Source organism: Anaerolineales bacterium, assembly GCA_030583885.1.
Taxonomy (GTDB): domain Bacteria; phylum Chloroflexota; class Anaerolineae; order Anaerolineales; family Villigracilaceae; genus Villigracilis.
Genome location: CP129480.1, coordinates 388,105 through 410,647, shown reverse-complemented (window position 1 = coordinate 410,647; position 22,543 = coordinate 388,105). Strand labels below are relative to the sequence as shown.

The window sequence follows — 22,543 nt, the reverse complement described above, 5'->3', positions numbered from 1 at the left end:
CAGCACTATCCACGAATGAGCCGTAGGCCGGTGACAACCAGCCAGACGAGCCACGTAGCCAGGCCCAGAACCCCAACGAACACCAGTGGCGACCCATTCGCGATGGCGAGGTTTCCGACCCCGGCCAAGATGGGCAAACTGCCGCCCACCACGCCTAACAGCCGCTGCCATGGTCGCGTCAAACCGCTGGCGTGGGTGGCTAACGCCGCGCCGATGAAGGTCGCCCCGAGCGCGGGCAACGCGAGCGCGAATGCCGCGGCATGGAGTTGCCACATCAACTCGAAGGCGGGGGGCGGCTCGGACAGGCCATCCGCGGCGAGCACGACCGCGATGTGCGTGGCAATGGTGAGGGCGAATAACGCCGAGAGCGCCGCTCCGGCTGCTACCGCGAGCCGCGACCAGTCCGCCCCTGCGCCGCCACGGCGTTGAATGAGCCCGTGCAGCGCCGTGACGAATAACAGGAGCAACACCATATTCACGGACTCCAGACCCGAAGTGACTGCCAAGGCGCCCTGGTTCTCGGCGTGGTAGGTGAGGACCACACCAAGAGGATCGCTGTAGTTAGGCGCACCAGTGACCGCAAACACCGCGTTCTGAAAAATCATTGACGCGGCGTAGGCGAGCGCGACGACGCCGACGATTCGCGTCGTGGACACCCTGTATTCCATTTCAGTGGTCGTGTTGTTTGTATTCATTTTTGTATTACTCCTTTTTTTATTTAGAATTTGTTGATTCAAAGTGACTGTTATCTGGTTCACCGAAACGAGCGGAAGACCGAGGTCACGTACCTTTCGCAGCAACCCATATAGGGCGGGCTGATCAGGCACAGGTCCAGAAAGAAGCGTGGTTCCATCTTCTTCCAGCGTGATGGACATGCCGTCGAACCAGTCTGCCCAATGGGCATCCAGATGCCCTGCGATCCGAATTTCGTAGAAGTGAGTCATCATCAACGTGCGCGAATATAACGGCAGGAGAGTATTGCCGTTAGGACCAAAAGTATTGTTTTGAGTATTGTTGGGGTTAGAGCAAGCCCAGTTCGCGGGCGCGAGCGACGGCTTCGGTGCGGCTTTTGGCTTGCAGTTTGGCGAAGATGCGCAGGTTGTGCCCCTTGACCGTGCTAAGCGCGACGACCAGTTTTTGGGTGATCTCCTGGTTGGAAAGCCCCTGCGCAATGAGGCGCAGCACTTCGAGTTCGCGGTCGCTCAAAGGGTCAATTAAAGGCTGAATGATGAATGATGAAGGATGAATAGAGGGGGTGAGTGCAGCCAAAATTCTGTTTGCGTATTGCTGTAACTTACTGCTCTTGAACTTGGACAACAACTCTGCCATGGGTTTGCCCTCATCGACAAAGAGGCGCAAATAACCTTCGGGTTCTGCCAGGGTCAGCGCTTGTTCAAGGGCAGCGAGGGCTTTGGCGGAATCCTTTGCAGAAAACGCCAGCGCTTGCGTGATCAGAATATCGATGCGGCTGCGCAGGCGGTTTTGACTCCCTGCCTGTTTCAAGAGAGACTCCAACATTTGCAGCATGGTCTGAAAATGTTGGTCGTTCTGATTTTCAGCGAGCATGATCCGGGCGAAGGTGAGATACCCGAACTCGTTCAGGAAGATGGGTGTATCTTGCAATGAAAGCCCGCTCTGGTGTGCCCAGGCCTGTGCTTTGTTCAAGTGGTTTTGCTTGATGTGAATACGAGCCTGCATGGCTTCCACCGGGCGCAGGTTGGGGATCGGCGTGCGGACGTAAAAACGCTGTGCGTCGTTCAGCAAGTCCAGAGCACTGCGCAGGTCGCCTTCTGATTCTTTGAGGTACGCCTGCGCCAGAGTCTTGCGATACATCCAATCCACGATGGTGGTTTGCCTGCCAAGTTCAAATGCTTTTTGCAAATGAGGCGCGGCGGGTTCATCTTCGCCCATTTCGTGATGCAGCAGCCCCAGCCCCAAATGATGGTGCGCTGTGTGCTGTTCTGCGCCGTGTTCTGCCGCCAAACTCAACGCCGTTTGATAGACCTGCATGGCATCGCGCAAGCGACCCTGGGTGATGAGAATATCCGCTTTGCCGAATGATGCCGCCACCGCAAACACAATATTGCCCGCTTGCTGAGCTGCATTCACCCAGTTGCTCATTAACTCGAAAGACTTATCCAACTCGCCGCTCGCCCAATACGTAGTGCCTAAGATCGACGATGCCTGCGCCTGCATGTACTGGTCTTCATGCGGGATGATATCCAGCGCCGTTTCGACGTATCTGACCACATCGTCAAAACGATTCTGCGTTTGCGCATTGTATGCGCGGGCGAACGCGATGCGCGCGGGCAGGGTGCGGAATTGCTCGGCTTCCACGATCACCAATTCTTCGCGAGGGCGCTTCAATGAATTTTCGGCATCCCGCAAACTGGACTCGCTCAGCATGACATTGCCCGCATCCATGTATGACCAGCCGATCTGAGTCAACAGAACGGGACGCACACGCCTCACATTCAACGGAAGTTGGTTTGCCCACCCAAGCCAGGTGCCCGTCTGAAAGGTTTCATCCATGCCAAGCCAACTGTTTTCCAGCAGGCGGGCGGCACGGTCAACATCCGCAGCGGACATGGCGTGCTGGAACGCCTCACCAATTTCGCCATGTTGCTCGAACCACTCACTGGCGCGGGTGTGCATCCCCGCGACTTCTTCCTTGCTGTGCTTTTGATTCAATCGATGACGAAGCAGATCGCGAAAAAGATGATGATAGCGATACCAGCGTCTCTCGGTATCGAGCGGAATGACAAATAAATTATTGTGTTCAAGGGTTTCCAGCGTTTCCTGCGCCGAAGTGTCTTCATCCTGCCGCAGGGCATCGCACAACCCGCCACTTAATCGCTCCAAGATGGATGTGTGCAGTAAAAATCCCTGCACATGCTCTGGCTGTTTGTGCAGCACTTCTTCCAGTAGATAATCCAACACAAAGACATGCGTTCCGCTAAATGAGCGGATGAACGCGGCAGAGTCTTGAAGTCCCTGCATGGAGAGCGCCGCCAATTGCAGCCCTGCCACCCAGCCTTCGGTGCGCTTATCCAACACGGCAACTTCTTCCGCGGAAAGCTTCAACCCCATAACCTGATTGAGAAATTCGGCGGCTTCACTTTCAGTAAAGCGCAAGTCCGCGGCGCGAATTTCGGTCAGTTGATTTCTGGCGCGCAAGCGGGCAAGCGGCAATGCGGGGTCTTCACGGGTGGTGATGACCAAATACATCTGTGGCGGCATGTGCTCCACTAGAAATGCGAGCAGTTCCTCCATCGCTTTGGAATCTATCGCGTGATAATCATCGAGAACAAGGATGAAATTATCTTCTGTTGAAGATAGTTCGTTGAGCAAGGTGGTGAGCAGTTCTTTGGCAGAGATGGGTTGCGATGATTGAAGCGCCGCCAATACACCGTCACCGACACCAGTGATCAGGGTTTGCAGAGCAGCTATGAGGTAGGTCAGGAAGCGGGAAGGGTCGCTGTCGCCCTCGTCCAGTGAGATCCACGCCGCAGGGATGTCGCCCGAATCGATCCATTCACTCACGAGGGTGGTTTTGCCAAACCCTGCAGGCGCGGAGACAAACGTTAATCTGTGCCCCTGCCTGATCCCATCGGATAACAGGATGATGAGGCGTTTGCGGGAAACCAGATCACGGCGAAGCGCTGGCGGGTTGATTTTTGTTTTGATGATTGGATTGGGCATAAGGGTTCTTCCAAAACGATCTTCCTGCCATTGGTCAGGCTGCATGTATGTACGTTTTGGACTCAACGCGGTTGTTTTGAAACTGGAACTATACCATTAAGGACGATGGGCGATAGTCTATCGCCCATCGTCTATCTTCTAAAACCCATCCTTCAACATTTCCTTCGCCGCCAACATGCCGGGCGCGCCCATCACACCGCCGCCGGGATGCGCGCCGCTCGCGCCGAAGTAGTAGCCTTTGAGCGGGGTGCGGAAGTCCGCCCATTGCGGTGCCGGACGCAGGAAGAAGATCTGGTGCAGCAGCAGTTCGCCGTGGAAGATATTGCCGCCGGTGATGCCGGCGATGCGTTCGATGTCTTTGGGTGAAATAACTTGCATGCCCACGATGCACTCGCGGATGTTCGGCGCGTATTCTTCGATGGTGGCAATGACCGCTTCGCCGAGTTCGTCGCGGCGCTGGTCGGTCCAACCGCCTTCTAGGTCGTACGGCGCGTATTGCACGAAGCAAGACATTACGTGATGTCCGGGCGGCGCCATGTCGGGGTCGATCATCGATGGGAAGATCATGTCGATGTAGGGGCGTTTGGAAATCTGCCCGTACTTTGCGTCGTCGTAGGCACGTTCGATGTAATCAATGCTCGGGCTGATCGAAACCGCGCCGCGATGCAAAACCGAGTTCGCGCCGTTGCCTGTATATGGCAGCGCGGTGAAGTTCGGCAGTTTGCTCAGAGCAATATTGACCTTACCCGACGAGCCGCGCGCGCGGAAATTTTGAATCGACGTGACGAAATCATCGGGCAGATGTTTACCCTCAACGAATTGCAGGAAGGTGCGCTTCGGGTCGGCGGCGGACATCACAACTTTGGATGTGAGTTCATCTCCGTTTTCGAGGATGACACCTACGGCGCGTCCACCCTTGACCTTGACCTGCTGCACGCTAGCGTTGACTCTGACCTCCACCCCGAGCGCTTGGGTCGCGTTAAAGATCGCGCCGCTGACTCCGCCAGAGCCGTTCTTGGCAAAACCCCACGCACGAAACGCGCCGTCAATTTCGCCCATGTAATGATGAAGCAAAACATACGCGGTCCCAGGCGAGCGCGGACCAAGGAAGGTGCCGATGATTCCGCTGGCGGCCTTGGTGCCTTTGAGTGCATCGGTCTCGAACCACTCTTCGAGCAAGTCCGCCGAGGATTGGGTGACGAGTTTGGCGACCATGTACAGTTCTTTTTCAGAAAGCCCTGCCGCATATTGACCGAGTTTGAGCAAGCCAAGCATGTCAGGCATGCTCAAAGAAGTTGGGTCAGGTGGAATCAAATTGATGATCGGCTTGATCGCCTTTGCCGCACGCGCCATGACGCGGGCATACCCGTCGTATGCTTCCGCATCCTTGGGCGAGTGACGGTAGATCTCGCGGCGGGTCAGGTCGTGGTCATCCCATGCAGCGAGATAATCGCCATTTTCCATGGGGGTGAAGGTGGAGGGCAGCGGAAGGATTTTCAATCCGTGTTTGGGCAGTTCCAAATCGCGGATGATCTCCGGGCGCAACAGGCTCACCACGTACGAAAACTCGGTGAATTTATAGCCGGGGAAGATCTCCTCAGTCACTGCCGCGCCGCCGACGATATGTCGGCGCTCGAGCACGACCACTTTTTTGCCAGCAAGAGCGAGATATGCGCCAGCCACAAGTCCGTTGTGACCGCCGCCGATGATAATTGCGTCGTACGTGTTGGATGATGTCATGGGTTTTCTCTGTTTGAAGGTTGACAAGTTTGAACGTTTGAAAGTTTCAGGTTGGCGGGTTCAACTTTCCAACCTTCTACCCTTTAAACTTGTCAACGTTTTTTCCATTCTGGTTCATAAAACGGAAGGTTGACCACCTTCGCAGGCGCGTGTTGACGGTGATGCTCCACCGTGATCTCCATTCTCACATCCGTGCCGATTTCATAATACGGTCTCTGCAAGTGCGCAAGGGCGATGTAGCGCTTCAACACGGGCGACCATGTGGAAGTGGAGGCATACCCAACCTGCACGTTGCCAAGGAAGATCGGCAGGCTTCCGCGCACTGCCATGCCGGGGATCTGCGGCGGCAAGCCGACCTTGCCGAATATTTTTTCCATGCCGACCCAATCCACTGCCAAACCGACCATCTTCCACGCGGATCCTTCGCGCTTTTCTTTTTCCAAGGCGCGGCGACCGACAAAATAGCCGGGTTTGTCGAGCGCGACCGTCCAATCAAGTCCCAATTCATAGGGAGAAGATTTCTGCGGCTCGATCCACGCATGGCTGGTGGAGGTGTAATCCACATCGAGCATGAACAGACCCGCTTCCACGCGCGCCATGTCCATTGCCAGAATGCCGACGGGCGTGATGCCGTAGTCCGCGCCTGCTTCCATGAGCGTGTCCCAAACGTTGAGCGCGTCTTTGGCATCCATCCAAATCTCGTAACCAAGGTCGCCTGTATAGCCCGTTCTTGAAATGGTGACTTCGATTCCATTGATTTTATTTTTCATCATGCGGAAATATTTCAATTCAGCCACTGGAGTTTCTGTCACTTTATTCAAAACTTTTCTGGTGTTTGGACCTTGAAAACTGAGCGCGGCAATTTCATCCGTCACTTCGGTGATGAAGACCTCCATGCCGACAGCGTTCATCGTCAGCCAGCGCAGATTCGGTTCCGCGGCAGTCAGGCGGAAGGTCTGCTCTTCGAGTCGCGAGACGGTGCCGTCGTCGATCAGCTTGCCTTCTTCATCGCACCAGCCGGTGTAAGCAACCTGTCCCACTTTCATTTTGTGAATGTCTCGCGTGGTGACGCGGTGCAGCAGCGCCGCCGCATCTTTTCCTTTGATGATGTATTTGATCAGCGGCGAGATATCGATCAACGCCGCCGAGTTGCGGATCGCCCAATACTCGCGGTCGAGCGTGTGCTCGTACGAGCCAGCGGCGAAATAACCCGCCCACTTGCGCCAGTTCTGCGGCTGGCACAACGCGGACGTCCGTTCGTGGAAGGGGGTGGTTTTTAGGTTGAGCATAACATTCCTTTTTGAACCGCCAAGCATGTGAAGATCGCTAAGAAAACCTTTTTAAATCTTCGCGTTCCTGGCGTTCTTCGCGGTAAATTTGTTTATTTGTTCGAATACTCCGCCGGCGCGAAGAAGACGATCACTGTCAGTTCTTCTTTAATCGAGTGGAATTTGTGCTCGACATTCTTTGCAACATAGACAATTGAGCCTGCCTGCACGGAGCGGTCTTCGTCCGCGACTTGAATCTTCGCCCGTCCGCTCACCACATAATAGACCTCATCCTCCGTGTGCGGTTGTTGTGGATCAACTCCGCCTGCGGGGAGGGCATACAGTCCCATGCTCAAGTCGGGGACGTTGAGGAATTCGACGTAGGGTTCGTCCGAGGCTTTTTGCCGGGAAATGAGTTGGGTCAGTTCGTAGGCTTGCATGAGACTCCTCCGATTGGCGCGGATTGTACATTATATATAATTTTATGACAACCAAGGTTTGGGATATTAAAGACAAAACGGGTCAGAAACTCTCTGACCCATCAAAATTGACTTCTTTCTCATTGACTTCTGTTCAACCGTATTGCCACGACCTCATTCCACACCAAAATCGCCAGCAGGAACATATAAAATGCCGCGCCTTTGAGCGCAAAGGCGGGAGCCGCGAGCGCGAGCGTTCCCCATGTGTAGAGCGAAAGGTTCTTCCATTTTTCATCGTTGCGGAAGGCGAAGCCGAGCACGATCATGGCGGGGAAGAGTGTCAGCCCGAGCGCCACGAATGACAGGTCGTGCAGACGTCCGTGCCTGGTGGCGGGAGTGTCGCGGATGGTCGGGTCGGTGGTAAAGGACAGGGCGGCGAGGGCGAGCCCGGCGAACATCATCAGCGTGGAACCCATCCTGGAGGCAGGAGCAGGGTTGAGGTCGAAAAAGAGGCGCACGGCAAGCGTCATCATGAGCATCCCGCTGATGATGAATGTCGCGGTCATGATCCAGCCATATCTGCCGAGGGCGAGGCCGCTGGGCCAGTCGAAGGTCGGGTCGTTAATGGGATGCCAGCCGAGGCTTTTTAGAAAATCGAATTTCACAAACGTGAGGATGGTTGTAACGCCTGCAAAAAGAACGGGGCCGAGCAGAAGGATTCGTTTCATCGCCTAATGATAACAGCCCCGCGCGTGCGGGGCTGTTGATTACCTTCAAGGTTCAGGGCTGGAGGTTTTTGCTAGTAGCGGTTCCGCCCGCCGCCGTCGCGATTTCTGTCGAAATTACGAGGGCGCTCTTCGCGAGGCTTGGCGACATTGACGGTGATGGCACGTCCCATGAAATCCTGTCCATTGAACATGCTGATGGCTTTTTGCGCCTCTTCATTGGTTTCCATTTCCACGAAACCAAATCCTTTGGCGCGTCCTGATGCGCGGTCCTTGATCAGCGCAACAGAGGTGACATTTCCGGCCTGGCTGAAGTGAGCTTTGAGATCATCCTCAGTGGCGGAGTAGGGCAGGTTGCCTACATATAACTTGTTTTCCATCTCTTCTCCAATGTATCCACGTTCCAGCCTTGAACGATATGGAAGTTTATCATGGATTAATATTTTCTGAGAAACAAAAAAGGGATGAAAAACCCGTCCGTTTCGCCCTGCGCCCCTACCGGCTCCACCCGCCGGGCAGGCGCATCACCCCGAGGTAGACCAGCAGCAGCGCGCCAAGGATGCAAAACAACCCGTTGCGAAAGCGGATGCCATCCGCGGCATGCTTCCAGCGCGCGGGCAGGTGCGCAACGGACGCGGCAATGAGCATCGTGACGGCGTGTTCGATGCGGTACATCGGGAAGCCCAAGCCTGTCACCCCCATCCAGATAAAGAGGATGAATCCAAGCGTGGCCTGCAGGTCCATCACGCCGCTGAAGGCGGAGGTCAGACCGCGGTCCATGCCTTTGAATTCCCCGCCGCGCAGCCAGCCGATCGCAAATTTGACCACAGCAATGGCGGCGACCAGCAGGACCAGCCAGCGCAGGTGAGAGTGACCGATAAATAGAATGTCCATGTTGTTCTCCAATTCCGCGAATTATACAGCATGGATGGCGCTATGCGCTGATCTCAATGGTTGAGTTTATAATCAATCAGAATTAATCGAAAATCCTTCGGAGGAAACATGACCCATACCACCATCCTGACGGAAATCCGCGGGCGCGTGGGGATCGTCACGCTCAATCGTCCGCAGGCGATGAACGCCTTCAATATCGCCATGCTCACCGAACTCTTTGACGCGCTCGAAGAGTTCGATACATCCGAAACCATTGGCGCGATCGTCGTGACCGGCAATGAAAAAGCCTTCGCGGCCGGCGCGGACATCAAGGAAATGGCGGATGCCTCCTATGTCCAAATGGTCACGCAGGGGCGCGTGGAGATCTGGGACCGCATCCGCGGCATCGGGAAACCGGTCATCGCGGCGGTCTCCGGCTGGGCATTGGGAGGCGGATGCGAGTTCGTGCTTTCGTGTGACATGGTCATCGCATCTGAATCTGCAAAATTTGGCCAGCCTGAAATTACGATTGGTGTCATCCCCGGCGCGGGCGGTACACAACGCCTTGCGCGCCTGCTCGGAAAACAGCTTGCCATGGAAATGGTCATCAACAACCGCACGCTGACCGCCGCCGAAGCGCTGCAGTTCGGCCTCGCCAACCGCGTCGTTGCGGTGGAAGGGTATCTCGATGCCGCAGTTGCCTTCGCGGAGGAGGTCGCCTCGCGCGCGCCGCTGGCGGTGCGCATGGCCAAGGATGCGGTCAATGCCGCCTTCGAGACCACGCTGACCGAAGGCCTCAAAACCGAGAAGCGTAATTTCTATCCGCTGTTTGCAACGCAGGATCAAAAGGAGGGGATGCAGGCCTTCATCGAAAAACGCAAAGCGGCCTGGAAGGGAAAATAGAGTTGCCCGCCTCGGCAGCCGGATTCAAAACTGCCTTTTCCAAATTGGGCTTGCGTAAAAATCCGGTCATTGCCCATGCTTCCCTGCGCGCCTTCGGTTCCGTGGATGCGGAGACCATGCTGTCGGCCCTGCTCGATTCCACGCGCGGGCTGATCATGCCGGCCTTCACCTACAAGACGATGTTAAACCCGGAGATCGGTCCGCCGCGCAACGGCCTGACCTACGGCAGTCAAACGGACCTGAATAAAATGGCGGAGCCCTATCACCCCGGCATGCCCGCGGATAAAACCATGGGTGTTTTGCCTGAAACATTGCGCAGGCACCCGAAGGCAAAACGATCGTCCCACCCCATTCAATCCTTTGTGGGCATCAATATGGATGCGATCCTCAACACACAGACCTTCTACGAGCCCTTCGCGCCCATCGCCGCGCTTGCCGAACAGGACGGCTGGGTCTTGCTGCTCGGTGTGGACCAGTGCGTCAACACCAGCATTCATTATGGGGAGAAACTGGCGGGACGCATGCAGTTCATCCGCTGGGCCTTGACGCGGGACAAGGTGGTCGAATGTCCCGGCTTTCCCGGGGACTCGGAGGGTTTCAATGCCATCGCCTCCGACCTGGAAATTTATACGCGCCGCGTGGAGATCAGCGGCGCGCCGGTGCAGGCGGTTCATTTAAAGAGTCTGCTAAAAGTTGTGGTGGAAAAGATCCACGAAAACCCCCATGCCCTGCTGTGCGGCAGGGCGGAGTGCGAAAGGTGTGAAGCGGTACGATGGGGGTGAGATTCACTGAAACGTGATCGGTTCCACGCGCCAGCTTTCCTCACCCATCAGTTTTTTAAGCCGCTCGAATAACTCGGGGCAGATGCGCGTGGTGTCGTTGGGGAAGTCGATCAGGTGTCCCTTGCCGTTCTCGAAGATCTGAAAACTGAACTTGTCGCGCCCGTGGTGCGAGATCAGCGTGCCGTACAACGTCTTGATGCGGCGCTTGTCACGCTCCTTGTCGCCCGTGTGACGGAGCATGACCGTGATCTGCTGCGGCGGATGGTCCTTGTCCCGGTCCTCCTTGACAAGGGGGACATACAGGGACGGGATGAGCGCTTCACGCGGCTCCCCGGCCTGCCCGGTCTCTTCGACATTCGCCAGCGCCTCAACAGCGCGGGTGACGAGAGGGGGAGTGACCTCTTCATTCTTCCTGAACTTCGGCTCCGGCTTGGACGCGATGGCCGCATCGTCAAAGGACGGCTGCCATTCACTGTCCCAGCCTTCAGGGAAGTTATCGGGCGGCGGCGGCATGTCACCATCCACATCATAGGCGGAGGCCTTTTCTGCAACCTGCGGCTGGGGCACAGGCTTGGGTGGAATCGGTGCAGGCGGGGGAGCCGCCTTTGAGGATGAGACAACTGCCGGCCTGGGCTGCGAGGCGGCCGGGCGGAGGGGGGCGGCCTCCTCTGTCCGCGCGAGGACGGGCTTGGGCGTTGAATCCTGTTTGGCGTACGGGTCATCCGCCGCCACGACCACCTTGATCTCGGTCTTGATCGTGTCCACCAGGATCTTGGGCGGGGTGTTGCTCTGGTCCACCTTGCCTTCGACGATGATGATCTGCCCGACGGTCAGTTGCGTGCGATAATTCTCCCAGGTCTTGGGGAAGAGCACGAGCTCGATGTTGCCCTGGATATCCTCCATGGTGACGAAACCCATAGCCTTGCCTGTTTTCGTGGTGTACGGGCGGACGAGTGTGACCAGCCCCGCAACGCGAACCCTTTCCTCGTGATCCGCTTCGGGCAGCTGCCCCGAAAAATAACTGACGATCTGTGCGAGCTGGATCTGGAATTCGTTGAGCGGATGGTCGGAGATGTACAGGCCGATCAGCTCGCGCTCCCAGTTGAGCATGTCTCTTTTTTCGACATCCTTTACTTCCGGCAGGCTGATCTCTTCGACGATGCCCGTGGATGAGCCGAAGAGACTCATCTGTCCCGCATCGGCTGCGCGGAAGTGATTACTGCTGATGGCGATGATGCGGTCGAGGGAGGCGAGCAGGGAGGCGCGGTTGCCGAACTGGTCGAGCGCACCGACCTTGATGAGGCATTCCAGCGAGCGTTTGCCGACCCCGCGCAGGTCCACGCGGCGGGCGAAATCGTTAAGGTCGGCGAATTTCCCGTCCCTGCGCGCTGCGACGATGACATCCACCGCGCCCTCGCTGACGTTCTTCACCGCGCCGAACCCGAAGCGGATGGAAGGTTTTCCGTCGATATCTTCGATCTCGAAATCCCAGCCCGGGGTGTTGATGTCCGGCGGGAGCACGGGCACGCCCATGGTGCGGGCGTCGGCAACATAGAGCGCCACCTTTTCGGTCTGTCCCGCCGAAGCGGACATGAGCGCCGCCATGTATTCGGCCGGGTAATGAGCTTTTAGAAACGCAGTTTGAACGGCGATAACGCCGTAATCCGCGGCATGGCTCTTGTTGAACCCGTATCTCGCAAACTCCTCCCAATCCGTGTAGATCGCGTCGGCGGTGGACCGCTCCATGCCTTTTTCCACCGCGCCTCTCACGAATTTGGCGCGATGCTTTTCAATATCGTCCTTGTTCTTCTTGGAGATGGCTTTACGCAGGTCATCGGATTCAGACGGCGTATACCCCGCCAGTTCCACCGCGGCGCGCATCAGTTGTTCCTGATAGACGGGGATGCCGTAGGTATCCTGAAAGATCGGCTGCATGGCGGGGTGGCGGTATTCCACCTGCGCCTTGCCGTGCATGCGCGCGATATAGGACGGGATGAATTGCATCGGGCCCGGCCGGTACAGCGCGACCATGGCGATGATGTTGTCCAGGTTCTTTGGTTTCATCTCCACAAGCCAGCGCGTCATGCCCCCGCCTTCCACCTGGAAGACCCCGGCCGTCTGTCCCGCGCCCATTAATTCGAACGACTTGGGATCGTCAATCGGGATGTTGCTCAGGTCATAGCGGATGCCGTGGCGTTTTTCGATCATGTCACAGGCGCGCGCCATGACGGTCAATGTGATCAGCCCGAGGAAATCCACCTTTAACATGCCGAGCGAATCGAGGATGCCCATTTCGAACTGGGTCACCGATTTGATGGGCGTATCCTCTGAATTCGAGGTCGGGCGGTGGAGCGGGAGATACTCCTCGATCGGCTTGTCTGAGATGACCACGCCCGCGGCGTGCGTGCCGGCGTTGCGGACCGTACCCTCCATCTTCGCGGCGATATCGATCACCTCGCGCATGCGCGGGTCGGTGTCGTAGATCTGTTTGAATTCCCTGATCGCCATCGCATCCCCCATGGAGGAGCCTTTGCCGGGTGAAAAGGGCACAAGCTTTGCAACGCGGTCCACTTCGGGCAGCGGCACTTCCATCACGCGCGCCACATCGCGGATGGCGGCTTTCGTCCCCATGGTGCCAAAGGTGATGATCTGCGCCACCTTGTCCGCACCGTATTTGTTCGCGCAATATTCCAGCATCTCGGAACGGCGGTCGTCGCGAAAGTCGAGGTCGATATCGGGCATCGAGATGCGCCCGGGATTCAAAAAGCGTTCGAAGATCAGGTCGTGTTCGAGCGGGTCGACGATCGTGATCTCGAGGGTGTAGGCGATGATCGAGCCGGCGGCCGAGCCGCGGGCGTTGTACCAGATCCCGTTCTCGCGGGCGAAGCGGCACAGGTCCCACACGATCAGGAAGTAGGCGTCGAATCCCATCTCGTGGACGACTCTCAGCTCATAGTCGAGTCTTTCACGGACCTCGGGCTTGTCTGCGTCATCCCCGTACTTTTTTCCCGCCCCGGCCCGGCACAACGAACGCAGATGGGTCTCTGCTGTGTATCCATCCGGCACGGGGAACTCGGGCAGGTGGTATTCCTTGAACTTGATGTTGACGTTGCAGCGCTCGGCGATCAGCAGGGTGTTGGATAACGCGCCCGGCACCTCGGCAAAGATGCGGTTCATTTCCTCGGGTGAGCGCAGGTAATACGAGTCGTCGCTCATGCGCATGCGGTTCGTGTCCGAGAGCACGGTCTGGGTCTGCATGGCGAGCAGGATCTCCTGCAAACGCGAATCATCCTGGTTGACGTAATGCACGTCGTTGGTGGCGATGTATTTTGCGGAATAGCGCGCGCCCAGCTCGAGCAGTTTTTTATTTAATTCCGTGATCTCCTTGATGTTGTGCTGCTGCAGTTCCACAAAGAAACGGTCGGGACCAAAGACATCGTAATACCAGTTCCATTTTTTGAGCGCTTCCTGCGGGTTTTCGGAGAGCAATGCGCGCGGGATCTCGGCGGACATGCAGCCCGAGGTGCAGATCAATCCGTCCGCATGGGCGGCGAGGAACTCGCGGTCGATGCGCGGGTAATAATAGAAGCCGTCCATTTGCGCGGCGGAGGCGATCTTGAGCAGGTTCCTATAGCCGGTTTCATTCTCGGCCAGCAGGAGCAGGTGATAGGACTGGCGGTCCAGCTTGGAGTCCTTGTCCTTCATGCCGCGCGCCGCCATGTAGGCTTCGAGCCCGATGATCGGCTTGACCCCCGCCTCATGCGCGGTTTTGTAAAAATCGATCACCCCGAACATCGTGCCGTGGTCGGTGATCGCCACCGCGGGCATGTTCATTTCCTTGACGCGCTGGACCAGCTTGCGGATGTTCGAGAAGCCGTCGAGCAGGGAATATTCGGTGTGGACGTGCAGGTGGGCGAAGGACATGGCTTAAAAAAGATTATAGCACGCATGTTCAAGAGTTCGCCCGCGGGATGCTTAAAAAATCGATTTACGGATAAAATACAGAACGCCCCATACTATTTTCCCTGCCCGGGCTTTATTTGTTGGATCGGTAGTGCAACACCATGTCACCCATCCCTGTCAGCAAAGCCAAGATCATCCCGCCGCGCCGCCGTGACGAGCTGCTTACGCGCCAGCGCCTGCTGGACATGTTGTTCGATGCGCTCGATAGAAAACTCGCGCTTGTTTCCGCGCCTGCGGGTTATGGAAAGACCTCGTTATTGATCGATTTGGTCGATCAGAGCGAACTGCCCTGCTGCTGGCTGGCTTTGGATGAGCTCGACCGCGACCCTCAACGCTTTGCCGCCTATTTCATTGCCGCACTGGCGGAGCGCTTCCCGAAATTTGGCAGCCAGTCGAAAAGCGCGCTGGAGGGCATGTCCTCCTTCGAGCAGGATATGGAGCGCCTGCTGGTGACCCTGTGCAACGAGATCTACGAAACGATCCACGAGCATTTTATTTTCGTGCTGGACGATTTCCACCTGCTGGACGGGGTCCAACCCATCCAGTATTTCATCAACCGTTTCCTTCAACTGGCGGATGAGAACTGTCACCTGGTGATCGCTTCGCGCATCCTGACCAGCCTGAACGACCTGCCCCTGCTGGTGGCGCGCGAGCAGGTCGGCGGCTTGAGCTTTTCCGACCTTGCCTTTCAACCGCATGAACTTCAGGCCCTGCTGGCGCAGAACAACAACCTGCAGATCTCCGATGAACAGGCGCAGCACCTGATCGAAGAGACGGAAGGCTGGATCACGGGCTTGCAGTTCTCCGGTGCGGACGTTTTGCGCAAGCATACCGCGCACGCACTGGTGGACGGCGGTGCGGGACTGTTCGACTACCTCGGCCAGCAGGTATTGGAGCGCCAGCCCGCCGACCTGCAGGAATTCATCCTGCGCACCGCCCTGTTCGATGAATTCGACTCCTCGCTTTGCGAGTCGGTCCTGGCTCCGTTCTATGCCGAAGCGCAGGACTGGCAGGATTGGATCAAGGTCATCTCGCGCAACAACCTCTTCGCCCTGCCGGTCGGCGCGGATGGGCGCTGGCTGAGATATCACCACCTCTTCCGCGATTTCCTGCGGGAGCGCTTTAAGCGCGAACGCCCGCAGGAGGTTGCGCCCGTGCTCACCCGCCTCGAGGCGGCCTATGAAGAACTGGGCGAATGGGAGAAGGCCCATCATATCTGCCGGCAGCTCAATGACATGGACCTGCTGGCCGCGATGATCGAGCGGGCAAGCACGCCCATGCTGCAGCACGCCATCCTCACGCTTGAATCCTGGCTGAACGACCTGCCGCCCTCCATGCTGCGGAGACGTTCCGGCCTGCTTTCGATTCGCGGCACGATCACATATACAAAGGGCGACCTGAAGGAGGGTTTGAGACTATTGTCGCAGGCGGTGCAGATCTGCCGCCAGGAAAATGACATCCACGGCCTTAACCTGACCCTGGTGCGGCGGGCGACAGCGTACCGCTTTCTTGGCGATTATGCCGCCTCCCTGCGCGACGCCGAGCAGGTCATCCAGTCCACGGAAGCCAGCGATGATATGCAGGCGATGCATGCCGAGGCGCTGCGCATCAAGGGACTGGCTTTCCATCGTTTGGGGAATACAAGACAGGCAGTCTCATTTTTGGAGCGTTCGCTGGAGCTGTTTCAGGCGGGCGATCCGTCCGGCGTCCCCATATTATTAATGGAAACCGGGATGGCATACCGCGCCATCGGGGATTTCACGCAAGCCCGAAACGCCTATGAAAAAGCCCTGCAGATCTGGCGGCAGGAGGGCAACCTCTCCTGGCAGGCAAGTTTGCTGAATAATCTGGGTGTTCTCCATCAATTTCTGGGAGAGTATTCAAAAGCCGCCCAGACTTTCGAGGAAGGCCTGCTGTGCGCCCAGCGCAGCCGCTATACGCGCCTTGATATTCTGATCTCCATCAGCCTGGGCGACCTGTATGCCGAGCTGGAAGATTTCAGCATGGCCGGGCAAAACTTTCAGCACGCCTCGGATGCCCTGCAGGGGATGGATGACCGCTTTGTGTCCCATTCCTTAAAGTTTGCGCAGGCGAACCTGGCGATCCTGCAGGCGGATGCGATAACCGCGCGTACCATCCTTGAGAGCATCGAGAAGGCGGTGCTGTCAGGCGATTCCAGTTACGAGAACGCGTTTTTGCATTTGTTATGCGGGCGTCTTTGCCTGCTGGAGGGGGACGCGCGCGAGGCGGTCCATAAATTGGAACAGGCGCAGGTCGATTTTTCGGAAGACGGGCGCGACCTGGAGGCGGCTGTGACCGATGTTTGGCTGGCGGCCTCCTTTAACCGCGCGGGGAAGCCCGAGGAAGCGGCGCAAAAGATCAAGCGGGTATATGGCGGTGGCAAACAGGTCCCGCATGCGCTTGTGGTTGCCATGCACCAGGCGCGGAAAGGCCTGGAAGGCATGCAGGCTGACGCGGGAATGGAACGCACGCTGGCGGACCTGTTCGCACAGGCGGAGCGCCTGTCTAACAGGCTGCCCGCCATCCGCCGCGAACTGCGCCGGCACGCGCGCGTGGTGCAGACGCCCGCACCGCACATAACCATCCAGGCATTCGGCGGGGCGGTTGTCAGCATTGGCGGCAGGACCTTGACCTCCTCAGACTGGCAGACCCAGTCGGTGCGCGACCTGTTCTTTTACTTTCTGGCAATCCCCAAACCGATGACCAAGGAACAGATCGGCGAGGTCCTGTGGCCCGATTTATACGATGCGTCCAAATTGAGACTGCGCTTCAAAAATGAGATCTACCGCCTGCGCAGGGCGGTCGGGCTGGAGGTGGTTGCCTTCAAGGATGTCACCTATACGTTCAACCGCCGCCTCGATTACGAGTATGACGTGGAGGCCTTCGAATCCTTCCTTGCCAGGGGGAAAGCGGCGCAGGACCCGCAGGAGCAAATCGCGCTGTACCAGAAAGCGGTCGACCTGGTGCACGGTCCCTACCTGCAGGACGTGTATGCCGATTGGGTGCGCCATGACCGGGAACGTTTAAGCCGCGAATTTCTGCATGCGCTGGTCAGCCTGGCCGACCTGTATCAAAAAAATGCACAGCCTGAAAACGCCATCGCCGCCTGCCGCCGCGCAATTGAATATGACCCGGCCCATGAGGCTGCCTATCGGCTTTCGATGCAGGCCTACAGCCGTCTCGGCGACCGCGCCTCCATCAAACGCATGTACGAAGCCTGCCATGAAGCCTTGAAACGCCTGCACAACCTGCCGCCTTCCATGGAGATCGAGGAGCTCTACAGCCGCCTGACGCGCTGAAAAAGCGCATACCACTGCCCGCGAGTACCATGAAACACGCTTCGGGCGGCACTGGGACTTCGCAGTTTGCGCCTTGCAGGGGGCAAAAAACACCAAAATGCTTTGCAAAGGGGCTCTGGGAGCCTGTACCATGATTTTTGCAATGAAATTGCAATGAAAACAGCCCCAAATCGGGCTGTTTTTTAATCTTTTGAAGCCTGTTTTGAAGCCTGGGGGTATGTATAGTAGGGGCATCGTACTTCAACCCGCAAAGCATTCAAAAAGGAGTTATCCCATGAAAACCAAACTTAACCTGATCGCCGCCTCCCTCTCCAGCCTCAACCGCCAGCACATCCAGCTCTTCTTCGTCCTGCTCACCCTGACCATGCTTGTGCTCGGCGCCGGCGCTCCGGAAGATGGCGGCGGGGTCGGCCGGTAGTGATCCTGCTGTTCGCCGTTGCCGCCGGGCTGCTGGCTGGCATCGGTTGGACGCGCCTGCGCGGCGAAACATACCAGCCGCCGGACCTGAAATATCTCTGGCTGGTCTTCATCGCCTTTCTGCCCCAGTTCCTGGCAGTCTATCTCCCCGCCACACGAGAGCGCGTCCCCGAGGCATGGGCGGCCCTGCTGCTGCCCGTCTCGCAAAGCCTGCTGCTCGGGTTCGCCTGGCTCAACCGCCGCCTGCCCGGCATGAAGGTCCTGCTCCTCGGCGTGGCGCTCAACCTCACGGTCATGGCAGCCAACGGCGGCTTCATGCCCATCAGTCCGCAGACTGCCAGCCGCCTGGTGCCGCAGGAAGTCTTGAATGACATCCAGCCCGGCGAGCGCTTCGGCACAAAGGACATCCTCCTGCACCCGCAGGAAACCCGCTTCGAGTGGCTTGCGGATCGTTTCCTGCCCCCGGCCGGGTCCGCCTACCAGGTGGCATTCAGCCTCGGTGACGTTTTCATCGCCCTTGGTGTATTCTGGCTGCTGGCCAGTCAAAAGATACCCGAACATCCATCCATTCCCATTAACAAAGGTGTTTCCATATGATCTCATCATTCGTAAGCTACCAGCCTCAAATCCAATTGAATATTGCGCCGATCCGCACCCCGGACGGATTGAGCCGCATCTTTGCCGCCGCGGTGGTCAACCGCCAGTTCTGCCAGATGCTCCTGCAGGACCCGCACAATGCCCTGCAAAAAGGGTATCTCGGCGAGACCTTCCCGCTCAGCAAGCAGGAGCGTGATGTGATCGTCTCCATCCGCGCCGAAACGCTCGCCGACTTTGCCCGGCAGTTGAACAGCGCCCTGCGCAATCATTAGACTTCATTATTGTGCCCGCGCCGGCCGCTCCCCGCACTTGCCTCACGTGCAAGTGCGGTTGCGTCCCTCGGGTGCGTGACGTTTCGAGAATCGACCCGCCCATTCAATGCGCAGGCCCGCCCGCCACGCAGGGAACCAAAGAAACAGCAATCGGAAAATTGCTGCATATCGGTACGCCTTGGAAATACAATGATTCTGGATATTAATTTGAAAACCCTACCCAATCCCGAACAAAGGCTGGAAGCCATGTTCCAGGCCTTTGACGATATCCTGCTTGTAATGGACCATCAGGGCAGGATCCTGGACTACAAGGCCGGCAATGGCTCCAAAATGAGCACCCCCGCCCGGAAAAAGACCGCGCTTAAGTTCCAGGATTTCGTGCCGGCCGAGGTGGGCAGAAAATATGAGAAGGCGCTCCAGGAGATCCTCAACGGAAGCAAGGTCGTCCTGTTCGAGTACATGCTGCCCCTGCTGACGGGCGAGTCATGGTATGAGTCCCGCCTTGTTTCGTTCAAAAGCGACCAGACCATCATGTTCGTCAGGAACATCACCCGCCATAAAGGGACCTCGGATTCCGAACTGACGCTGGCCTACGACAAGACCATCGAAGGCTGGTCGCGCGCGCTCTACCTGCGCGACCAGGAGACCGAGGACCACACCCGCCGCGTGACGGACATGGCCCTGCGGCTTGCCCGCCGCATCGGCATTCCCGAGACGGATTTGATCCATGTGCGCCGCGGAGCCGTCCTGCACGATATCGGCAAGGTCGCCATCCCGGACAGCATCCTGTTCAAGCCCGGCCCGTTGACGGATGAGGAATGGGTCGTCATGCGCCGCCACCCGTTGATCGCGGTGGAGATCCTCAGGTCGATCCCCTACCTGAGCCCGGCCCTGCCGATTCCCCGTTCGCACCATGAAAAATGGGACGGCAGCGGCTACCCGGACGGGCTGGCTGGCGAAGCCATCCCGCTCTTTGCGCGCATCTTCGCCTTTGCCGATGTCTACGACGCGCTGACCTCCGACCGTCCCTACCGCCGCGCCTGGACGCAGGGCGATGCGCTCGAATATATCCGCACCGAATCCGGCACGCATTTCGACCCGCGGCTCGCGCCGCTCTTCTTCAGTCTGTTCAATGGGCACTGTGAGCATTAATTCCCCGCATCGAAACAAGGATTTCGCAATGGCAAAAAAGATCGAAGCCTGGACGCAGTTCGGTCCACGGCTGGAGACCGCCGCGCCCATGACGCCGCGCCAGCTGGTGGACAAGATCAGCCTGGAATCGAACGAGAATGCAAGCTCGGTGTTGACCGTGCTGACCTTTTTGGACAGTGTGATCGAAGAAGCGCTCAAGGCGGGCCGCATCGTACAGCTGCCCAATGGCACGTATTACAAACCCGTCGGCATGCCGGACGGCTCCATCGAGATCAGCGTGCGCGTCAACCCCGAGGTGATCAAACGCCTGAACGCCGAATTCCGCGGCGGCTGGCAGAACGCGCAGAACATCGGCAAGAGCGAGGCCGAGATCATCGCCCTGTGGAACGCCGCCCACCCGGAAGAACCCATCGAAGCATAACCCGCACGCACCCGGTCTTTGGGTTTAATGTTACGCACCGTCCCGAAGGTGTTTTATCGCTCGAAAAAGCTCTTTTCAGAGAACCTTCGGGACGTTCTGTACAAGGTGAGTTAAGAGGAAAGAAGCCGGTTCATCCATCGGAACGAACGGGGGCGCCATGATGCGCATTTTGGAAGATTCAGCCTGGTTTGCAAGCCGCCTGAGCGGGCAGGGACGACCATCCACCAAACCATTTATAAGGAGGATTCGACCATGGCACAGAAAATCCAAGCGTGGGCTGCGTATGGCCCGAGGATCGCCCTCGGCGACCCGATGAAGAAGGAGGAATTGATCGAGAACATCGTTGCCGCCACCAACCAGAGCAAGGGCTCGGTGCTGGCGGTGCTGGCCGAACTGGACGTCCAGCTCGAGTCGGGCTTGAAGGCCGGGCGCATCGTGCACCTGCCCAACGGCACGCACTTCGAGCCCATCGGCAAGAAGGACGGTTCGATCAACATCGGCGTGCGCGTCAACCCGGAACTGGACAAGCAGGTGAACAACGGCTTTCGCGGGAACTGGGTGAATTCCGCGAATTTCAACAAGAGCGAGGCGGAGATCGTCGCCTTGTGGAACGCCGAACACCCCGAAGACCCGATCCCCCCTGACGGGGAATGACCCCTTTCCACCCTGCCCGCCAGCGCCGCTTTTTGGACGGCTCGACCCCGGTCGAGCCGTCTCTTTCCCGGCTTTTCTGGCTTAACCCGCGGGTTTGTCGGCTTAACGCGAAAGTTTGTTGGCTTAAAATCAAAGTTTGTTGGCTTAACCCGCGGGTTTGTTGGCTTAATTTTGCCCCCGCGCCGCTAGGACAGGCTCAGCCCCCCGCCCGGCGGGAGGCTGGCCGGAGACCCGCCGGGCGTTTTTGGGGCTGCCGGGTGGTTTTTCGGAGAGTCCCGGTTGGGCATGCTAAAATCAGGCAGGTAGGAACGCTGTTTTAACCCGCTGCCGTCTAGAATCCCATATTAATTTCGGCGATCAGGCGGCCGGTCACCGTCCATAAGCCGTTATCCAGCAAGCAGTCTATACACAAGTTGGCAAACCCCTTGCAAAGTATAGGTAAAAACCATGGCAGATGATAAATATCTTCCCCCAGAATCAGACAAAGGTGACGCAGCATATGCGACTGGACGTGCTTTGTTATCGGCAATTCCAGTTGCTGGTGGAGCTGCTGTTGAACTGTTTCAATTTATTATTACCCCTCCTCTTGAAAAACGCAGAAATGAGTGGATGAAGGAAATAGGTCAAGCCGTCCAAAATCTTGAGGAAAACAAAGGCATTGATGTTGAGCAATTAAAATCCAACGATGTATTTATAGATACGTTGCTTCAAGCAAGTCAAATTGCACTGCGGAATAGTCAACAAGATAAACTAACCGCGCTGAAAAACGCTGTAATCAATTCAGCACTTCCGCAGCCAATTGAGCAAACGCTTCAACAAATGTTTTTAGATTGGATTGACACTTTCACAGTATGGCATATTCGCATACTAAACCTTGTTCATAATCCTCCACAATGGGCGATTGACAATAACAAACCATTGCCACAAAATATTATGTCAGGCGGCTTAACAATAATCCTAGAACATGCTTTTCCTGAACTAGCAAAGGATTCAGCGCTTTACCACCAAATTTGGAGAGATTTACATCAAAGAGGACTTATAAATACAAGTTCAGATGGACTAAATACGATGATGACATGGAATGGAATAATAGCCCGCAGGACGACTGATTTAGGTCAGAAGTTCCTCGTGTTCATAAGCGAGCAAAAGTAAAGTTTATTCCATTCCAAAAAGCAAGCCAACAAAGCATGCGCCCCGTCTTCGCTGTGCTCCGCTCGCTTCGGGGATGATACGGCGTGCGCGATTTACAAGTATTTCGCGAAGCCTGGCTTTGAGTTTATACTGCTCCCAAGCACAGTCCACGCTCCGCGGACGCAATACCGTTGGGTTGCCAAA

19 protein-coding genes are annotated in these 22,543 nt (G+C 57.1%); 10 read left to right on the top strand and 9 right to left on the bottom strand.

The genetic code is table 11. The annotated features are described in order from the left end of the window. Positions 1-5 precede the first annotated feature (5 nt). From QY332_02005 to QY332_01970, 8 genes are all read right to left on the bottom strand, one after another. A complete protein-coding gene (locus QY332_02005) occupies positions 6-947 on the bottom strand; it encodes a hypothetical protein (GenBank protein ID WKZ36701.1) in 942 nt (313 codons plus the stop codon). A gap of 73 nt (positions 948-1,020) precedes the next feature. Beyond that, a complete protein-coding gene (locus QY332_02000; GenBank protein ID WKZ36700.1) occupies positions 1,021-3,702 on the bottom strand; it encodes a LuxR C-terminal-related transcriptional regulator in 2,682 nt (893 codons plus the stop codon). A 138-nt stretch (positions 3,703-3,840) separates the two neighbouring features. Then, the gene (locus tag QY332_01995; GenBank protein WKZ36699.1) at positions 3,841-5,442 is read right to left on the bottom strand and encodes an NAD(P)/FAD-dependent oxidoreductase; all 1,602 of its coding nucleotides are present in this window, start codon (positions 5,440-5,442) and stop codon (positions 3,841-3,843) included. A gap of 92 nt (positions 5,443-5,534) precedes the next feature. Next, positions 5,535-6,731 (bottom strand): aminomethyltransferase family protein, encoded by a 1,197-nt coding sequence (locus tag QY332_01990; GenBank protein ID WKZ36698.1) that lies wholly within the window; start codon positions 6,729-6,731, stop codon positions 5,535-5,537. 92 nt (positions 6,732-6,823) lie between these two features. Further along, complete coding sequence (locus QY332_01985) at positions 6,824-7,150, bottom strand: cupin domain-containing protein (protein WKZ36697.1); 327 nt, start codon at positions 7,148-7,150, stop codon at positions 6,824-6,826. A 119-nt stretch (positions 7,151-7,269) separates the two neighbouring features. Then, the gene (locus QY332_01980) at positions 7,270-7,857 is read right to left on the bottom strand and encodes a DUF998 domain-containing protein (GenBank protein ID WKZ36696.1); all 588 of its coding nucleotides are present in this window, start codon (positions 7,855-7,857) and stop codon (positions 7,270-7,272) included. Between the two features lie 71 nt (positions 7,858-7,928). Continuing rightward, positions 7,929-8,234, bottom strand: a complete 306-nt coding sequence (locus tag QY332_01975) for an RNA-binding protein (GenBank protein WKZ36695.1) — start codon at positions 8,232-8,234, stop codon at positions 7,929-7,931. Between the two features lie 115 nt (positions 8,235-8,349). Next, positions 8,350-8,748, bottom strand: a complete 399-nt coding sequence (locus QY332_01970; GenBank protein ID WKZ36694.1) for a hypothetical protein — start codon at positions 8,746-8,748, stop codon at positions 8,350-8,352. 108 nt (positions 8,749-8,856) lie between these two features. Here QY332_01970 and QY332_01965 point away from each other — a divergent pair, with 108 nt between their 5' ends. Together QY332_01965 and QY332_01960 are read left to right on the top strand one after the other, a co-directional pair. Further along, complete coding sequence (locus tag QY332_01965; GenBank protein WKZ36693.1) at positions 8,857-9,630, top strand: enoyl-CoA hydratase-related protein; 774 nt, start codon at positions 8,857-8,859, stop codon at positions 9,628-9,630. Between the two features lie 2 nt (positions 9,631-9,632). Further along, on the top strand, positions 9,633-10,412 hold the full coding sequence (locus QY332_01960) for an AAC(3) family N-acetyltransferase (protein WKZ36692.1): 780 nt from the start codon (positions 9,633-9,635) through the stop codon (positions 10,410-10,412). 3 nt (positions 10,413-10,415) lie between these two features. Here QY332_01960 and QY332_01955 read toward each other — a convergent pair whose 3' ends face one another. Then, positions 10,416-14,336: a DNA polymerase III subunit alpha gene (locus QY332_01955; GenBank protein WKZ36691.1), complete on the bottom strand. Its 3,921-nt coding sequence runs from the start codon at positions 14,334-14,336 to the stop codon at positions 10,416-10,418. 140 nt (positions 14,337-14,476) lie between these two features. Here QY332_01955 and QY332_01950 point away from each other — a divergent pair, with 140 nt between their 5' ends. The 8 genes from QY332_01950 to QY332_01915 all read left to right on the top strand — a co-directional run bounded on the left by QY332_01950 (position 14,477) and on the right by QY332_01915 (position 22,360). Then, the gene (locus QY332_01950; protein ID WKZ36690.1) at positions 14,477-17,695 is read left to right on the top strand and encodes a tetratricopeptide repeat protein; all 3,219 of its coding nucleotides are present in this window, start codon (positions 14,477-14,479) and stop codon (positions 17,693-17,695) included. 274 nt (positions 17,696-17,969) lie between these two features. Beyond that, on the top strand, positions 17,970-18,113 hold the full coding sequence (locus QY332_01945; GenBank protein WKZ36689.1) for a hypothetical protein: 144 nt from the start codon (positions 17,970-17,972) through the stop codon (positions 18,111-18,113). After that, positions 18,113-18,709 (top strand): DUF5317 domain-containing protein, encoded by a 597-nt coding sequence (locus tag QY332_01940; protein ID WKZ36688.1) that lies wholly within the window; start codon positions 18,113-18,115, stop codon positions 18,707-18,709. The genes QY332_01945 and QY332_01940 overlap by 1 nt, the downstream gene beginning before the upstream one ends. Further along, positions 18,706-18,981 carry a hypothetical protein gene (locus QY332_01935; protein WKZ36687.1) on the top strand — a complete coding sequence of 92 codons (276 nt, stop codon included), beginning with the start codon at positions 18,706-18,708 and terminating at the stop codon, positions 18,979-18,981. Before QY332_01940 ends, QY332_01935 begins: the two co-directional genes overlap by 4 nt. 189 nt (positions 18,982-19,170) lie before the next feature. Next, positions 19,171-20,133 carry an HD domain-containing protein gene (locus tag QY332_01930; GenBank protein WKZ36686.1) on the top strand — a complete coding sequence of 321 codons (963 nt, stop codon included), beginning with the start codon at positions 19,171-19,173 and terminating at the stop codon, positions 20,131-20,133. A gap of 28 nt (positions 20,134-20,161) precedes the next feature. Further along, positions 20,162-20,554 carry a hypothetical protein gene (locus QY332_01925; GenBank protein ID WKZ36685.1) on the top strand — a complete coding sequence of 131 codons (393 nt, stop codon included), beginning with the start codon at positions 20,162-20,164 and terminating at the stop codon, positions 20,552-20,554. 252 nt (positions 20,555-20,806) lie between these two features. Continuing rightward, a complete protein-coding gene (locus QY332_01920; protein ID WKZ36684.1) occupies positions 20,807-21,208 on the top strand; it encodes a hypothetical protein in 402 nt (133 codons plus the stop codon). Positions 21,209-21,655: 447 nt separating this feature from the next. Next, the gene (locus tag QY332_01915; protein ID WKZ36683.1) at positions 21,656-22,360 is read left to right on the top strand and encodes a hypothetical protein; all 705 of its coding nucleotides are present in this window, start codon (positions 21,656-21,658) and stop codon (positions 22,358-22,360) included. Positions 22,361-22,543: the final 183 nt, after the last annotated feature.

What these genes read in the sequence shown, in the direction of transcription:
- QY332_02005 (WKZ36701.1), bottom strand. Translation starts at nt 947, where the DNA reads ATGATGACTCACTTCTACGAAATTCGGATCGCAGGGCATCTGGATGCC.
- QY332_02000 (WKZ36700.1), bottom strand. Translation starts at nt 3,702, where the DNA reads ATGCCCAATCCAATCATCAAAACAAAAATCAACCCGCCAGCGCTTCGC.
- QY332_01995 (WKZ36699.1), bottom strand. Translation starts at nt 5,442, where the DNA reads ATGACATCATCCAACACGTACGACGCAATTATCATCGGCGGCGGTCAC.
- QY332_01990 (WKZ36698.1), bottom strand. Translation starts at nt 6,731, where the DNA reads ATGCTCAACCTAAAAACCACCCCCTTCCACGAACGGACGTCCGCGTTG.
- QY332_01985 (WKZ36697.1), bottom strand. Translation starts at nt 7,150, where the DNA reads ATGCAAGCCTACGAACTGACCCAACTCATTTCCCGGCAAAAAGCCTCG.
- QY332_01980 (WKZ36696.1), bottom strand. Translation starts at nt 7,857, where the DNA reads ATGAAACGAATCCTTCTGCTCGGCCCCGTTCTTTTTGCAGGCGTTACA.
- QY332_01975 (WKZ36695.1), bottom strand. Translation starts at nt 8,234, where the DNA reads ATGGAAAACAAGTTATATGTAGGCAACCTGCCCTACTCCGCCACTGAG.
- QY332_01970 (WKZ36694.1), bottom strand. Translation starts at nt 8,748, where the DNA reads ATGGACATTCTATTTATCGGTCACTCTCACCTGCGCTGGCTGGTCCTG.
- QY332_01965 (WKZ36693.1), top strand. Translation starts at nt 8,857, where the DNA reads ATGACCCATACCACCATCCTGACGGAAATCCGCGGGCGCGTGGGGATC.
- QY332_01955 (WKZ36691.1), bottom strand. Translation starts at nt 14,336, where the DNA reads ATGTCCTTCGCCCACCTGCACGTCCACACCGAATATTCCCTGCTCGAC.
- QY332_01950 (WKZ36690.1), top strand. Translation starts at nt 14,477, where the DNA reads ATGTCACCCATCCCTGTCAGCAAAGCCAAGATCATCCCGCCGCGCCGC.
- QY332_01945 (WKZ36689.1), top strand. Translation starts at nt 17,970, where the DNA reads ATGAAAACCAAACTTAACCTGATCGCCGCCTCCCTCTCCAGCCTCAAC.
- QY332_01935 (WKZ36687.1), top strand. Translation starts at nt 18,706, where the DNA reads ATGATCTCATCATTCGTAAGCTACCAGCCTCAAATCCAATTGAATATT.
- QY332_01930 (WKZ36686.1), top strand. Translation starts at nt 19,171, where the DNA reads ATGATTCTGGATATTAATTTGAAAACCCTACCCAATCCCGAACAAAGG.
- QY332_01925 (WKZ36685.1), top strand. Translation starts at nt 20,162, where the DNA reads ATGGCAAAAAAGATCGAAGCCTGGACGCAGTTCGGTCCACGGCTGGAG.
- QY332_01920 (WKZ36684.1), top strand. Translation starts at nt 20,807, where the DNA reads ATGGCACAGAAAATCCAAGCGTGGGCTGCGTATGGCCCGAGGATCGCC.
- QY332_01915 (WKZ36683.1), top strand. Translation starts at nt 21,656, where the DNA reads ATGGCAGATGATAAATATCTTCCCCCAGAATCAGACAAAGGTGACGCA.